Below are 13,162 nucleotides of genomic sequence, written 5' to 3'. Positions count from 1 at the left end.
CCGCACGACCCCGCGCGCACGACCTGGCCCGCCCGCACGACGCCCACCACTCCCGCCCCATCCCGACTCCGTCCCCACAGGAAGGCCTTCCCATGCCCGCTCGTCGCTCCTCCGTGCTCGCGGTCGCCGCCGTGTCCGCCGCGGCACTGCTCGCCCTCACCGGCTGCTCCGCCTCCGGCTCCGCCACCCCCGCCGCGTCCTCGGGACCGGTCACCGTCGACTTCTGGCACGCCATGACCGGCCCCGCCGCGACCGAGCTGGACAAGCTCGTCAGCCAGTACAACGGCTCGAACGAGCAGGGCGTGACGGTGAAGGCCACGTTCCAGGGCCAGTACGCCGACGTCCAGACGAAGTACACCGCCGCGGTGCAGTCCGGCTCGACCCCGGACCTGCTCATGATGAACGACGTCTCGACCGGCTTCATGGTCGACTCCGGGCAGACCGTCGCACCGTCCACCTTCGCGAAGGAGACCACCACCGGCGGGAGCATCGTCCCCGCCGCGAAGGCCTACTACAGCGCCGGCGACGGCCTCGCCGCGATGCCGTTCTCGGTCTCGATGCCCGTGCTGTACCTCGACAAGGCGATCGTCCAGCGCGCCGGACTCGACGTCACGAAGCCGCCGACGACCCTCGACCAGGTCGCGCAGTGGGCCGACCAGATCCACCGCACGACCGGCCTGTACGGCATGAGCATGAACATGGCCGACTCGTGGATGCTCGAGGAGCTCAGCGCCTCGGGCGGCCAGCCGTTCTGCACCCCGTCGAACGGCCGCACGGGCAAGGCCGTCACCGGCGTCTCGCTCACCTCGGACACGCAGGTCGCCTTCATGACGACGCTGCAGGGGCTGTACCAGGACGGTGCCGCGCTCAACCCGGGCACCGACTCGGCGGCGCAGAACTCGGCGTTCTCGAGCGGCAAGATCGGCATGGTCCTCACCTCGTCCGGCGCGTACACGACCCTCGACCCGACCGGCACGAAGTCGGTCGTGTCCACCTTCCCGACCACCTCCGGCGCGAAGGACGCCGGCGCGGTCATCGGCGGCAACGCCCTGTGGATCTCCGGCAAGGGCCACTCGTCCGCCGAGCAGCGCGCCTCCTACGACTTCGCCGCGTGGCTCGAGACCCCCGAGGTGCAGGCCGAGTGGGCGAAGGCGACCGGCTACCTCGCGGTGAACACGGCCTCGAAGGACACCGCGGTCGGCAAGCAGTCGCTCGCCGACCCGAACGTCGCGACGATGTACCGCCAGCTCAGCGACGACCCGACGAGCACCGCGAGCGCGGGCTGCGTCACCGGCGCCTTCCCGACCGTGCGCTCGACCGTGATCGGCGCGTTCAACAAGGTGGTCGAGGGCGCGGACGTGCGGTCCACGATGCGGGCTGCGGAGACGCAGGCGAAGTCGCAGATCGCGTCGTACAACGCGGCCGCCGGCAAGTGACGCTGCCGGACTGACGGACGGGAGGCACGGGGCGCGTCCGCCCCGTACCTCCCGTCGTGCGTCGGCGGGTGCCATGATGTCGCTGTGTCGGACACGAGCGCGCTCCTGGTCATCGACCTCCAGCGCGGGGTCGTGCGGGACTGCTTCGACGCGGACGGAGTCCTCGCCCGCACGGCGATCCTCGTCGACCGCGCTCGGGCGAGCGGTGCGCCGGTGGTCTGGGTGCAGGACCACGGCGACTTCGCCGAGGGCTCCGCGGACTGGGAACTGGCAGCGCCGTTGCACCGTCTGACGGACGAACCCCTCGTTCGGAAGGAGTACCGCGACTCGTTCTCGGACACCGATCTCGGCGATGTCCTCCGGTCACTGGGTGTGCACCACCTCGTGGTGGCGGGAGCGCAGAGCGACTACTGCGTCCGGACGACGACCCAGGCCGCTGCCGTCCGCGGCTTCGACGTGACCCTGGTCTCCGACGCGCACACGACGACGGACGCCGAGCACGACGGGGTCCGCATCAGCGGCGAACAGATCGTCGCGCACACGAACATGTACTTCAGCGGTCTCCGGTACCCGGGGCAGCAGCACGCGGTCGAGCGGCACGACCGCGTGCAGTTCACACCGCTCGGCTGACGAGGCGCACCCAGCGCTCCTCGTCGAGCCCCGTGCCGGGGTCGGTCCGGGGCTCCCCACGCCGCGAGAAGCCGTGGCGAGCATAGAAGCGCTTGGCTCGCTCGTTCACCGAGAAGACGAGCAGATGGGCTGCAGCTCGCCCGAGCGCAGCATCGAGCAGCTGATCCGACATCCCGGTGCCCTGTGCGGCTGCATCGACGTAGAGCGTGCAGAGCTCCATCGCGGGCAGGCCGGGCTCGCTCGTCCGTGCTGTGCTCGACACCCCGAGGACGACGTCGCGGGCGCTGGCGAGCAGGACGCGACGCTCGCCACGGCGGATCCGTCCAGCCCAGCGCGCGCGGCGGTCCTGCGAGCTCGGGGCGTCGAGGAACGTGTCGGGGACGAGCCCTCGGTACGTCTGCTCCCAGGCCCGGACCTGGAAGGCCGCGACGGCCTCGGCGTCGTCGAGTTCGGCCACGCGGATCTCCATCGTCCGATCCTGCCGTACCGCACGACGCGTCAGGAGCAGCGCTCGAGCGCGAAGGACGTGCCGCGCCCGCCGAAGGACCGACCGGGGGCCGCGTCGGCGAAGGTCGAGCCCCAGTGCTGCACGACCCGGCAGCCGAGGTCGTCGGCGGCGCGACGGACGGGATCGGTGGCGGCGGCGCTCGACGCGACGACGAGCAGGTGGGTCCGACCCGACCGGACGATCGACTCCACCTGCGCTGCGGTGAAGACCGGGACCCGGCCGGAGAACCCGCCGTCGGTCAGGACCTCATCGCCGGTGTCGCCGATGACGTCGGCGGCGATCCGCCACGAGTCGGTGAGGAACAGCGGCGCCCCGTCCTGACCACCACCGGCACGCCGGGCCGCGCCGACGAGGGCGGCCTCGTCGGCGGGCAGCCGGGTGTGGCCGCCGACCACGTCCGGAGCGGAGATCGTGAACGCCGCGGTGCCGGCGGACCGACCGCCGGCGGACGAGCCGCCGCCGCGGCCGAGCGCGAACGCCCGCTCCGGGGTGCCGCCGCGGGCGAAGGCGCCCTGCCCGACACCGACCGACGCGTCGCCGCCGCTGCCGTCCCGTGCGGCGTCGAGGACCTGCAGCGAGAAGCACGCCGGTCCGAGCACCACCGCGGCGACGAGCAGCCCCGCCGCCGTCCGCCGCCCGCGGGTCGACGCCACGATCGGGTCGCTCCGACGCCAGCGGACGACGAGCAGCACGAGCGTCACCACCGTCGCCCCGACGGCGATCGCCCCGAGGAGCGCCGGCTCGGACGAGGCTCTCGCCAGCCACGCCCACCACGCACCCTGGACCACGAGCAGGCCGACGGGCACGAGCCGCATCCGGCGGTCGGTCGCGTCGACGAGGCTCGCGGCACCCCACCAGCCGAGCGCGCCGAGCGCCGCGAGCTGCACGCCGATCCCGGCGACGTACGCGGTGTGCGGGAGCCGCAGGACGGACAGCACCGCTACCGCCGTGACCAACCACACGACCAGGGCGACGAGCGTGGCGGCGGGGACCCGTGCCTCCCGTCCGGCGGTCCGGCGCCACCACCGGGCCGCACCGATCCCGATGCCGGTGAGCGCAGCGGGCCACGACCAGCCGACCTGCGACGCGTACCGCGGCGAGAAGAGCTGCAGCAGCGAGTGCCCGCCGCCCCCGCGGCCGGCGGTCGCCGTGCGCCACGCGTCCGCGACGTGCGTCCCGGCGTGCCCGACGGCGGCACCCAGCGCGCCGACGGCTCCCGGCCACAGCCCGGGCAGGAAACGGTCGACACCGTTGTAGCCGAAGACCATCGCGAACACGCTGTCGTCGGTCGACCCGTCGAAGTACGGGTGGTCACCGGTCGGCAGCAGGCCGAGCACGACCGACCACGCGAGGCTCGCGACGATCGCGGCGCCGAGCAGCGCGGCGACGTGACCGGTGGCACGGCGCCACCGCGCTTCGGGACCCGCGGTGGCGATGACCGTGGCGAGCACCAGGGCGGGCAGCACCATCCAGGCCTGCAGCATCTTCGCCTGGAAGCCGACCCCGACGAACAGCCCGGCGAGCAGCAGCGGCCACCACGTCCGGGTCAGCGCGGCCCGCTGCCACCACACCAGCGCGACGGCGAGCGACATCGTGAGGAGGCCGTCCTCCATCGGGTGGCCGAACATCGACACGAAGATCGGGGTGCTCGCGGCCAGTGCCGCGGCGACCAGGCCGGCCCGGGCGCCGAGCCAGCGGAGGGCGACCACGGCGACGGCGAGCGTCGTGACCGCGCCCTCGACCACCTGCGGCAGGGCGAGCGACGCGGTGGACATCCCGAACAGGTGGATGCTGATCGCCTGCGGCACCGCGAAGCCGGCGAGCTTGTCGAGCGTCACCGTCGCGCCGGGGTCGAACGAGCCGGACAGGAACGCGGGCAGCGACTCGGACATCGACCGAGCGGCTGCGGCGTAGAAGGACATGTCGCCGCCGCGGGCGAGGTTCCAGCTCGTCAGGACGGCGCCGAGCACGACGATCGCGACCAGGGTCGTGCGCTGGGGGACGGTCTGGTGCAACCACCGTGCGGGGCGCGCGGCGGCGGGGTCGCCCGACGTCGGGGCGGGGTGGTTCGGGTCCATGCGCCGAACATCCCGCCGGAGTCGATGAAGGAGCCTGGGGTCGCCGGTCCGCAGGACTCCGGTTCGTTCAGGAGCGGTACCAGGATGCCGGTCGGTAGGGTTCCCGGATGCGTCCTCGTCACTCCGCTCATCGTGCTGCGCTCCTGCTCGCCGGCCTCGCTGCCGTGTCGGTCGTGGTGGCTGCTGCCGCCGAGCACCTCGCCTGGCCGGTCGCCCCGGCGTTCCCGTGGGCGCACAGCGGGTCGTACTCGTACGTCGCGGGCCGGTCGGGCGAGGCCGTCGCGCACGGCGCCCAGGTGGTGGCGTGGGGGTCGTCGGCGCTCGCCGTGGTGCTGTCGCTGGCCGCGGCGGTGGCGGGCGTGGTCGCCAGCATCGCTCGGCGGACAGACGGGGCAGCACGCTCCTGACGGCGCGCCGATCCGCTGCTATGTTCGGCCGCACAACAAATCCCGCCCGACGCCGGTGTCGACGGGTGCCGGGGAGTGGTCGGGATGCACGGAGTGGTCGGGTCGCACGGAGTGGTCGGTTCTGAGGGTGCACCGCAGCACGCGGTCGCGCACCGCACGGGCACGGCGGTCCTGACCGTCGTCGACCGCCACGGCGAGCCGCTCCGCGACGCCGAGGTCACCGTCGAGCAGACCCGGCACGCCTTCACGTTCGGCAACATCGGGTTCGACTTCATCGGCCTGGCGAACGGCGAGCGGGAGCCGATCGGCACGGGCGACCCCGACCACCTCGCGGACCTGTTCACCGACGTGTTCACCACCGCGACGCTGCCGTTCTACTGGGGCACCTTCGAGCCGGAGCCTGGCCGTCCCGCGACCGACCGCCTGCGTCGCACCGCGGCGTGGTTCCGCGACCGCGGTCTCGACGTCAAGGGCCACCCGCTCGTCTGGCACACCGTGCAGCCCGACTGGCTGCTCGGGCGGCCCCTCGACGAGGTCGAACGGCTCCTCCGCGAGCGCATCCGCCGCGAGGTCGGCACATTCGACGGACTCGTCGACACGTGGGACGCGATCAACGAGGTCGTCATCATGCCCGTGTTCGACAACGGGCCGAACGCGATCACCCCGCTCGCCCGGGCGAAGGGCCGCATCCCGATGGTCCGGCTGGCGTTCGAGGAGGCCCGCGCGGCGAACCCCCGGGCGACGCTCCTGCTCAACGACTTCGACCTGTCCAGCGCGTACGAGTGCCTGATCGAGGGCGTGCTCGAGGCCGGGGTGCAGCTCGACGCGATCGGTCTCCAGACCCACATGCACCAGGGCTACTGGGGCGAGGAAACGATGCTCGCGATGGTCGACCGCTTCGCCCGGTACGGCCTCCCGCTGCACCTGACCGAGACGTCCCTCGTCTCCGGCGAGCTCATGCCCGCGGACGTCGTCGACCTGAACGACCACCGCGTCGACTCGTGGCCGTCCACCCCGGAGGGCGAGGCGCGACAGGCCGACGAGCTCGAGCGGCACTACCGCAGCCTGGTCGGGCACCCCGCGGTCGAGGCGATCACCTACTGGGGCATCACGGACGCCGGGGCCTGGCTCGGTGCGCCGATCGGTCTGGTGCGGGCGGACGGAACGCCGAAGCCGTCGTACGCGGCACTCCGTCGGCTCGTCAAGGACGAGTGGTGGACGCCGCCGACCGTGCTGCGCACGGACGACCGCGGGCAGGTGCGGACCACCGGGTTCCGCGGCGCGTACCGGGCGACCGTCCGCGGGACGGCGACGGACTTCTCGATCGGTCGGCAGCCGACGGAGGTCACGCTCACGACGTGACCGGAGGACGGACGGGAGGCACGTGGCGGGTCCGCCACGTGCCTCCCGTCCGTCGCGGCCCGCGTGCCCGCCGGACGCGAGACGCCGCCATCTGGGCGGGACGCCGCCGGGATCCGCGGCGTCTCGCGACCACGAGGGCGGCTCGCGGCCGTCCGCGTGGACTCCGGCGTACCGTCCGCTCCGTGGACGAGATGCTGATCGGGATCGAGGAGCACTGGACGTCGGAGCCGGTCGACAAGGCGTTGCGGGCGCTGTCCGGGAACGACGCTGACGCGAGCCTGGTGCTCAACGACCACGGGGACGTCGCTCGACGGCTGGCCGACCTGGGCGAGCTGCGGCTCGAGGCGATGGATCGCCAGGGCGTCGACGTGCAGGTGCTCTCGCTCGCGCCGCCCGGGGCGCAGGTGCCCGCGGCGGCCGACGCCGTCGCGCTCAGTCGGGACGCGAACGACCGGGTGGCCGACGCGGTCCGGGCGCACCCCGACCGGTTCCGGGCGATGGCGACGCTGCCGCTCGTCGATCCGGTCGCGGCAGTGGCCGAGCTCGAGCGCGCGGTCGCGTCGGGCCTGACCGGTGTGATGGTCTATGGCCGCGTCGGCGACGTGATGCTCGACGACCCGCGGTACGACGACCTCTGGGCCGTGGCCGAGCGACTCCGGCAGCCGGTGTTCATCCACCCGCAGGTCCCGCCCCGGGCCGTCCGCGACGCGGTCTACGGCGGGCTCGGGGCGCCGGTCGACCTCGCACTCGCGACCTTCGGGTGGGGGTGGCACCTCGAGGCCGGCACCGCTGCGCTCCGGTTGATGGCGAGCGGTGCCCTGGACCGGCACCCGGACCTGCAGCTCGTGCTCGGGCACTGGGGCGAGCTCCTGCTGTTCTGGCACAGCCGGGCGGACGGCGTCGCCCGGATGGCGGGCCTCGACCGGTCGGTGACCGAGTACCTCCGGCAGAACGTCTGGATCACGGCGTCCGGCATGCTCGACCCGGCGCTGCTGCACCACGCGCTCTCGGTCACATCGGCCGATCGACTGCTGTTCTCGACCGACCACCCGTTCCAGGACCCGTCCGCGGCGGAGATCGCGGCGTTCCTCGACGCCTTCCCGGACGACGACGGCCGGCGGGCGTTCGCCTCGGGGAACGCCCGCCGGCTGTTCGGCCTCAGCTGAGGTCGAGCGTCCGCTCGAAGGTGCGGGTCACCGGCGGTCCGGCGAGGACCTGGGCGAGGGCGTTCGCGGCGCCCTCCGGGGTGGCGCGCCACGCGACGTAGGCGTCGTGGTCGTCGGCCGTCGTCCAGCGCTCGAGCACGACCACGCGGTGGGCGTCGGCGTCGTCGACGAGCACCTCGAGGGACTCGTTGCCGGGGAAGCCCGCCGTCTGTGCGAGGGTCTCGCGGACCGCCGAGGCGATGGTGTCGTGGTCGACGTCGTCGCGGAACTGGACCTCGAGGAAGACCGTCTGGGTCACGGGTGCACCTTTCGTCTGCGGGCGGCCGGCGTTCGGCCACCCGTCGAGCCAACCGCGCGGTGCTCCGCGGTGTTCCACGCGAGGATCACGGGTAGTTGAGACGTTTGCGGCGGAGCCCCTGCTCTCCGAGCGCCATCACGAAGGGTGGAGCGACCGAGCCCAACCGGTGGATCGAGCGTTCGTGCCGGAGACAGAGATCTCCCATGGCCTCGCCGGTCAGCTCGCCCCGCACGAAGGCGATGATCCGGGCCTCGTGCATGTAGATGGCACGGGCCTCGAGTGGCCGGCTCGCGACCCGGTGGTCCTTCGCGAGCAGGAGGAACCCCGAGCGGGTGCCTTCGGCGATCCACTCCTCGTCCGGCATCGACTGCGCGCGACGGTCCCCGTACTCCTCAGCCAGGGTCCGGGCGTCCCACCCGGCTGCGCGGAGACGTGCGACCAGGATCCGGCCACCCACGGAGCGGTCGAGCAGGAACCGTGCGGGTGTCACGGTCAAGCGGCTTGCACCAGGATCGACCGCAGCTCGTCGTCCTCCAGCGAGAAGTCCGAGGCCACGTCGCGCATCCGTTCCCCTGCTCGGACCCGGCTGACGACGTCCTCCACGCTGACACCGATGCGAGCGATCGTCGGTCGGCCGGAGTTGCGACGCGGGTCCACGACGACCTCCGCCCGCTCGTAGGCGGGCAAGCGGAGGAAGTCCACGAACCCGTCACGGTAGGAGATGGTCTGCAGGAACTCGGCGACGACGTCGCGGAAGACACCCTGACCGTTCCGCACGACGACGAGCTCCCGGTCCCCGTTCTCGATCAGGATCTCCGCGCCGTCGGTCCGGAGCCGCTCGCTCAGGAGTGCGTACTCAACGCCGATCTCCTTCCGGAGAGCATCGATGGCGGGCCGGATGCGCGCCATCGGGAGTCCGGCTCGGCGGAACGTCTCGACGATGTAGCCCTCGGCGAGGGCGTTGAACGGGACGGTGTACCCCCGGCCGTCGCTGACTCCGGTGAGGATCGGCTCGCTCCACCCCCACGCATCAGCCGCTCGCTGGCGGAAACGGTGCCCGTGGGACCAACGGGCGAACGACGTGGACGGCGCCCGGACGATCTGCGCGGCCTCGGTCAACGAGTAGATGGGCGTCGTGTGCGCGACATCGTCGATCAACGTTTGCATGCAAACACCCTACCTCGGCGCTGTACGCTGCCGCCGTGACCGCTGCGGACGAGACCGGCCCCTTCTTCCACGGCTCCCGGGCGGAACTCCGCCTGGGAGACCTGCTCGTGCCCGGACGCCCGTCGAACTACCGGCCCGAGGTGGTGATGCGGCACGTGTACTGCACGGCGCTGCGGGACGGTGCCGGGCTCGCAGCCGAGGTCGCCGTGCTCCTGGTGGAGATCGCCGGCGGCGACGCGTCGACCGTCGCTCCCCACGTCTACGAGGTCGAGCCCCTCGGATCGCTCGAGGACGACCCGAACGTGACCGACCAGAAGTTCCCCGGCAACCCGACCCGCTCCTACCGCTCGACCGAGCCACTTCGGGTCCTCCGCGAGGTCCACGACTGGACGCCCCTGACACTCGAGGCCCGCGCGCTCTGGTGCACTCGACTCCTGCGGATGCGCGACGACCCCGCCGCCGTCATCCGCAACTGAGGCACCCCGGACCCTCCTCCTCGCACGACGCAACGTGGGCGGTTCCTCGCAGTGACATCCCGCTGTGAGGAACCGCCCTCATTGCGTTCCGCGGTCTGCCGGGACGTGTGACGACAAAATCCTTCCGTTGCAAGGTTTTCGATGCTAGCTTCTGCTTCACCTAGCAGCACTAGGTATTCAGAGGGCCTCGCGCCCCCGATGACTCGAGGAGGAGTCATGTCGACACCGACGTCGAAGGAAGAGCCCCAGACCGGGCTCGCCGGAACCGCCAACCCGCCGGTCACCGCGGCCGCCGGGGCGACGAGCACCGACCCCGCAGCCGCGTCCCGCGCGTTCTCGGTCGAGGGCATCACGCAGTCCGTGAGCACCATGCGCGTCGGCGCCGGGTACATGTGGGCGCTCAGCCTCGCGCAGTTCGGCCTCTTCGCCGCACTGCTCACCCCGGTGTTCGTGAGCATGGCGATCAAGGCGACGGTGCTCAACCCGACCAGCCCCGAGACGATCGTCGGCTCGGTCCTGCCGTTCGGTGCCCTCGGTGCACTGCTCGCGAACCCGCTCGCCGGTGCGCTGTCCGACCGCACCCGGACCCGCTGGGGTCGTCGCCGGCCGTGGATGGTCATCGGCGTCGTCGTCTTCGTCGTCGCCCTCGCCTGGCTCGCCTTCTCGCCGAACGTGCTGCAGCTGACCTTCGCGTGGGTCCTGGCGCAGGTCGCCGCGAACGCGGTCCTCGCCACCCTGACCGCGAGCTTCGCGGACAACGTGCCCGAGTTCCAGCGCGGCAAGGCGTCGAGCGTCATCGCCCTCGCGCAGAACATCGCGATCCTCGCGGGCCTGTACCTCGCGGTGTACCTGACCGGGAACCTGCCGGTGCTCTTCATCGCGCCGGGCGTGCTCGCGATCGTGGTCATCCTCGTCTACGCGTTCGTCGCCCGTGACGAGCTGCCGACCAGCGCGATCAAGCCGTTCAGCTGGGTCAACCTCATCTCGTCGTTCTGGACGAACCCGATCAAGCACCCGGACTTCGGGCTCGCCTGGTGGGGCCGCTTCCTCATCACCTTCGGCACGTTCATGTTCACGACGTACCGCGTGCTGTACATGCAGGAGCACCTCGGCATCAAGAGCCTGGCGGAGGCCACCGCGACCGTCGCCTTCGGCGTGCTGCTCTACACGATCGCCCTCCTCGTCAGCGCCGCCGTCTCGGGCTGGGTGTCGGACCGCGTCCGTCGCCGCAAGGTCTTCGTCTGGGGCTCCACTGCGCTGACCGCGGTCGGCCTGGTGATCCTCGCCCACGTCGACTCCGTCGGCGGGTTCTACTTCGCCGAGATCGTGCTCGGCTTCGCGTTCGGCATCTACGCCGCGATCGACACGGCGCTCGTCGTCGACGTGCTGCCGGACCCGGAGCGCCCGGGCAAGGACCTCGGCGTCATCAACATCGCCAACGCCCTGCCCCAGTCGCTCGCCCCCGCGGTCGGCCTGTTCCTGCTCGGCATCGGCGGTGGGCAGAACTACACGCTCATGCTCTGGGGTGCCGGTGTCGCCGTGCTCCTCGGCGCCCTCGTCATCCTCCCGATCAAGAAGGTCCGGTGACACCCGTGATCCCCACCGTCTCCCTGCAGCTCTACACGGTGAACGCCGCCCTGGAGCCCGACCTCGACGCCGGCGTCGCCCGGCTCGCCGCGATCGGCTTCGACACCGTCGAAGCGTTCGCCTTCGTCGACCGGGCCCCGCAGCTCAAGCAGGCGTTCGACGCGCACGGCATCAGCGCGAAGACCGGCCACGCCTTCCTGGTCGAGGAGTCCATCCCGCTGCCGGACGGTTCCGTGATGACCGCCCCGTCGCATGCGGACACGTTCGCCGCGGCGGCGGTGCTCGGCATCGAGATCGTCATCGACCCGTTCGTCGGTCCGGACGCCTGGACGACCCGCGAGGGCGTCGAGCGCGTCGCCGCCCGGCTGAACGCCGCCGCCGAGGAGGCAGCGGCGCAGGGCATGCGCGTCGGCTACCACAACCACGACCACGAGCTCCGTCCGCGCATCGACGGCAAGCCCGCGCTCCAGGTGCTCGCCGAGCTGCTCGACCCGCGCGTCGTGCTCGAGCTCGACCTGTACTGGGCGTCCGCCGCCGGCATCGACGTCCCCGCCTTCGTCGCCGAGCTCGGGGACCGCATCGTCGCCGTGCACGTGAAGGACGGCCCGATGCGCGAGGGCATCTCGACCGCGTCGGTCCCGACCGACCAGACCCCGGCCGGCCAGGGCGACGTCCGGCTCGCCGAGGCCCTGGCAGCTGCGACCGCGCTCGAGTACGCGGTCATCGAGTTCGACGGCTTCGACGGGGAGATCTTCGACGGCGTCGCGCAGTCCCACCGGTGGCTGACGGAGACCCTCAGCGCGGCCGCCACCCCGAACAAGGACGAGGTGCACGCATGACCCGCACCGGCCGCGTCGGCGTCGGCTTCATCGGCGCCGGCATGATCAGCGAGCAGTACCTGACGAACCTCACGACGTTCCCCGACGTCGAGGTCGTCCGGATCGGCGACATCGACACGGCTCGCGCCGCCGAGTCCGCCGCGAAGTGGGGCGTCCCCGCGTCCGGCAGCGGCGAGGACGTCCTCGCAGACCCGGACGTCGAGATCGTCGTGAACCTCACGCTGCCGGCCACCCACGTCGAGGTCTCGACCGCGGCCCTGCGCGCCGGCAAGCACGTGTGGAGCGAGAAGCCGATCGGTGTCGACCGCGAGAGCGCCGCCGGCCTGGTCGCCCTCGCCGACGAGCTCGGCCTCCGCCTCGGCATCGCCCCCGACACCGTCCTCGGCACCGGCTGGCAGACCGCCAAGCGCGCGATCGAGGCGGGCGCGATCGGCACCCCGCTCACCGCCGTCACGAGCATGCAGTGGCAGGGCCCGGACGTCTTCCACCCGAACGCGTCGTTCCTGTACGCGAAGGGCGCCGGTCCGCTCTTCGACATCGGCCCGTACTACTTCACCGCGCTCGTGCACCTGCTCGGCCCGGTCGAGTCGGTCGTCGCGACCGGGTCGCGGTCGCGGGAGACCCGGCAGCTGGTCGTCGGCCCGAACGCCGGGCAGGAGTTCCCGGTCGAGGTCCCGACGCACGTGTCGGTCCTGACGTCGTTCGAGCGGGGCGGGAACGCGCAGTCGCTGCTGTCCTTCGACACCCCGCTGTTCCGGCACGGCGTCTTCGAGGTCAACGGGACCGAGGGCACGATCGTCCTGCCGGACCCGAACACGTTCGGCGGCGGTCACCCGATCCGCATCGCCCGCCCGCTCGGCACGGACGTCTCGTTCCCGTTCGAGCAGGACTGGGAGACGCTCTCGGACGAGGAGCCGACGGTCGGTCGCGGCCTCGGTGTGCTCGACATGGCCCGCGCGATCCGCGGTGGCGGCTCGCACGTCGCCACCGGCGAGGTCGGGTACCACGTCCTCGACACGATGGTCGCCGTCGAGGAGTCGATCGCGCGCCGCGCGTTCGTCCCGGTCGCGTCGACCGTCGCGCCGATCGCGTCGCTGCCCGAGGACTTCGACCCGCTCGCCGCGACCTTGGAAGGCGCGCCCGCCTCGGTGTAGGTGAGCGGTGACGGACGGGAGGCACGGTGTCGGCCGGCACCGTGCCTCCCGTCC

Annotated in this window: 14 protein-coding genes; 9 read left to right on the top strand and 5 right to left on the bottom strand. The window is 72.3% G+C overall.

What is annotated here, in order from left to right:
* Positions 1-92: 92 nt before the first annotated feature.
* Both DEU32_RS15710 and DEU32_RS15705 read left to right on the top strand, forming a co-directional pair.
* Positions 93-1,436, top strand: coding sequence for an extracellular solute-binding protein (locus DEU32_RS15710; protein ID WP_114851365.1), 1,344 nt, complete (start codon positions 93-95; stop codon positions 1,434-1,436).
* Between the two features lie 84 nt (positions 1,437-1,520).
* Positions 1,521-2,066: a cysteine hydrolase family protein gene (locus tag DEU32_RS15705; RefSeq protein WP_058740825.1), complete on the top strand. Its 546-nt coding sequence runs from the start codon at positions 1,521-1,523 to the stop codon at positions 2,064-2,066.
* Here the strand turns inward: DEU32_RS15705 and DEU32_RS15700 are convergent.
* The gene (locus DEU32_RS15700) at positions 2,050-2,535 is read right to left on the bottom strand and encodes a GNAT family N-acetyltransferase (RefSeq protein WP_114851364.1); all 486 of its coding nucleotides are present in this window, start codon (positions 2,533-2,535) and stop codon (positions 2,050-2,052) included. The genes DEU32_RS15705 and DEU32_RS15700 overlap by 17 nt on opposite strands.
* A gap of 29 nt (positions 2,536-2,564) precedes the next feature.
* On the bottom strand, positions 2,565-4,652 hold the full coding sequence (locus DEU32_RS15695; protein WP_114851363.1) for a glycosyltransferase family 39 protein: 2,088 nt from the start codon (positions 4,650-4,652) through the stop codon (positions 2,565-2,567).
* Positions 4,653-4,759: 107 nt separating this feature from the next.
* Here DEU32_RS15695 and DEU32_RS15690 point away from each other — a divergent pair, with 107 nt between their 5' ends.
* The 3 genes from DEU32_RS15690 to DEU32_RS15680 all read left to right on the top strand — a co-directional run bounded on the left by DEU32_RS15690 (position 4,760) and on the right by DEU32_RS15680 (position 7,587).
* The gene (locus DEU32_RS15690; protein WP_147281495.1) at positions 4,760-5,059 is read left to right on the top strand and encodes a hypothetical protein; all 300 of its coding nucleotides are present in this window, start codon (positions 4,760-4,762) and stop codon (positions 5,057-5,059) included.
* A gap of 84 nt (positions 5,060-5,143) precedes the next feature.
* On the top strand, positions 5,144-6,421 hold the full coding sequence (locus DEU32_RS15685) for an endo-1,4-beta-xylanase (RefSeq protein ID WP_114851434.1): 1,278 nt from the start codon (positions 5,144-5,146) through the stop codon (positions 6,419-6,421).
* Between the two features lie 191 nt (positions 6,422-6,612).
* On the top strand, positions 6,613-7,587 hold the full coding sequence (locus DEU32_RS15680) for an amidohydrolase family protein (protein WP_114851433.1): 975 nt from the start codon (positions 6,613-6,615) through the stop codon (positions 7,585-7,587).
* On the opposite strand, the gene DEU32_RS15675 is transcribed toward DEU32_RS15680, so the two are convergent.
* From DEU32_RS15675 to DEU32_RS15665, 3 genes are all read right to left on the bottom strand, one after another.
* Positions 7,580-7,885 (bottom strand): putative quinol monooxygenase, encoded by a 306-nt coding sequence (locus tag DEU32_RS15675; protein WP_114851432.1) that lies wholly within the window; start codon positions 7,883-7,885, stop codon positions 7,580-7,582. The two genes, DEU32_RS15680 and DEU32_RS15675, sit on opposite strands and share 8 nt — an antisense overlap.
* 85 nt (positions 7,886-7,970) lie before the next feature.
* The gene (locus DEU32_RS15670) at positions 7,971-8,375 is read right to left on the bottom strand and encodes a hypothetical protein (protein WP_114851361.1); all 405 of its coding nucleotides are present in this window, start codon (positions 8,373-8,375) and stop codon (positions 7,971-7,973) included.
* A gap of 2 nt (positions 8,376-8,377) precedes the next feature.
* On the bottom strand, positions 8,378-9,052 hold the full coding sequence (locus DEU32_RS15665) for a DUF433 domain-containing protein (RefSeq protein ID WP_114851360.1): 675 nt from the start codon (positions 9,050-9,052) through the stop codon (positions 8,378-8,380).
* A gap of 35 nt (positions 9,053-9,087) precedes the next feature.
* Here DEU32_RS15665 and DEU32_RS15660 point away from each other — a divergent pair, with 35 nt between their 5' ends.
* The 4 genes from DEU32_RS15660 to DEU32_RS15645 all read left to right on the top strand — a co-directional run bounded on the left by DEU32_RS15660 (position 9,088) and on the right by DEU32_RS15645 (position 13,108).
* Positions 9,088-9,528 carry an NAD(+)--rifampin ADP-ribosyltransferase gene (locus tag DEU32_RS15660; RefSeq protein ID WP_114851359.1) on the top strand — a complete coding sequence of 147 codons (441 nt, stop codon included), beginning with the start codon at positions 9,088-9,090 and terminating at the stop codon, positions 9,526-9,528.
* 216 nt (positions 9,529-9,744) lie between these two features.
* Positions 9,745-11,115, top strand: coding sequence for an MFS transporter (locus DEU32_RS15655; RefSeq protein WP_114851358.1), 1,371 nt, complete (start codon positions 9,745-9,747; stop codon positions 11,113-11,115).
* 5 nt (positions 11,116-11,120) lie between these two features.
* Positions 11,121-11,954, top strand: a complete 834-nt coding sequence (locus DEU32_RS15650; RefSeq protein ID WP_114851357.1) for a sugar phosphate isomerase/epimerase — start codon at positions 11,121-11,123, stop codon at positions 11,952-11,954.
* Positions 11,951-13,108 (top strand): Gfo/Idh/MocA family protein, encoded by a 1,158-nt coding sequence (locus DEU32_RS15645; protein ID WP_114851356.1) that lies wholly within the window; start codon positions 11,951-11,953, stop codon positions 13,106-13,108. Before DEU32_RS15650 ends, DEU32_RS15645 begins: the two co-directional genes overlap by 4 nt.
* The last annotated feature ends 54 nt before the right edge of the window (positions 13,109-13,162 follow it).

It is taken from the genome of Curtobacterium sp. AG1037 (genome assembly GCF_003349855.1).
Lineage (GTDB): Bacteria > Actinomycetota > Actinomycetes > Actinomycetales > Microbacteriaceae > Curtobacterium > Curtobacterium citreum.
The sequence above is the reverse complement of the archived record's forward strand: the minus strand, read 5'-3'. Positions and strand labels throughout refer to the sequence as shown.

What these genes read in the sequence shown, in the direction of transcription:
- DEU32_RS15710 (WP_114851365.1), top strand. Translation starts at nt 93, where the DNA reads ATGCCCGCTCGTCGCTCCTCCGTGCTCGCGGTCGCCGCCGTGTCCGCC.
- DEU32_RS15700 (WP_114851364.1), bottom strand. Translation starts at nt 2,535, where the DNA reads ATGGAGATCCGCGTGGCCGAACTCGACGACGCCGAGGCCGTCGCGGCC.
- DEU32_RS15695 (WP_114851363.1), bottom strand. Translation starts at nt 4,652, where the DNA reads ATGGACCCGAACCACCCCGCCCCGACGTCGGGCGACCCCGCCGCCGCG.
- DEU32_RS15690 (WP_147281495.1), top strand. Translation starts at nt 4,760, where the DNA reads ATGCGTCCTCGTCACTCCGCTCATCGTGCTGCGCTCCTGCTCGCCGGC.
- DEU32_RS15685 (WP_114851434.1), top strand. Translation starts at nt 5,144, where the DNA reads ATGCACGGAGTGGTCGGGTCGCACGGAGTGGTCGGTTCTGAGGGTGCA.
- DEU32_RS15680 (WP_114851433.1), top strand. Translation starts at nt 6,613, where the DNA reads ATGCTGATCGGGATCGAGGAGCACTGGACGTCGGAGCCGGTCGACAAG.
- DEU32_RS15665 (WP_114851360.1), bottom strand. Translation starts at nt 9,052, where the DNA reads ATGCAAACGTTGATCGACGATGTCGCGCACACGACGCCCATCTACTCG.
- DEU32_RS15655 (WP_114851358.1), top strand. Translation starts at nt 9,745, where the DNA reads ATGTCGACACCGACGTCGAAGGAAGAGCCCCAGACCGGGCTCGCCGGA.
- DEU32_RS15645 (WP_114851356.1), top strand. Translation starts at nt 11,951, where the DNA reads ATGACCCGCACCGGCCGCGTCGGCGTCGGCTTCATCGGCGCCGGCATG.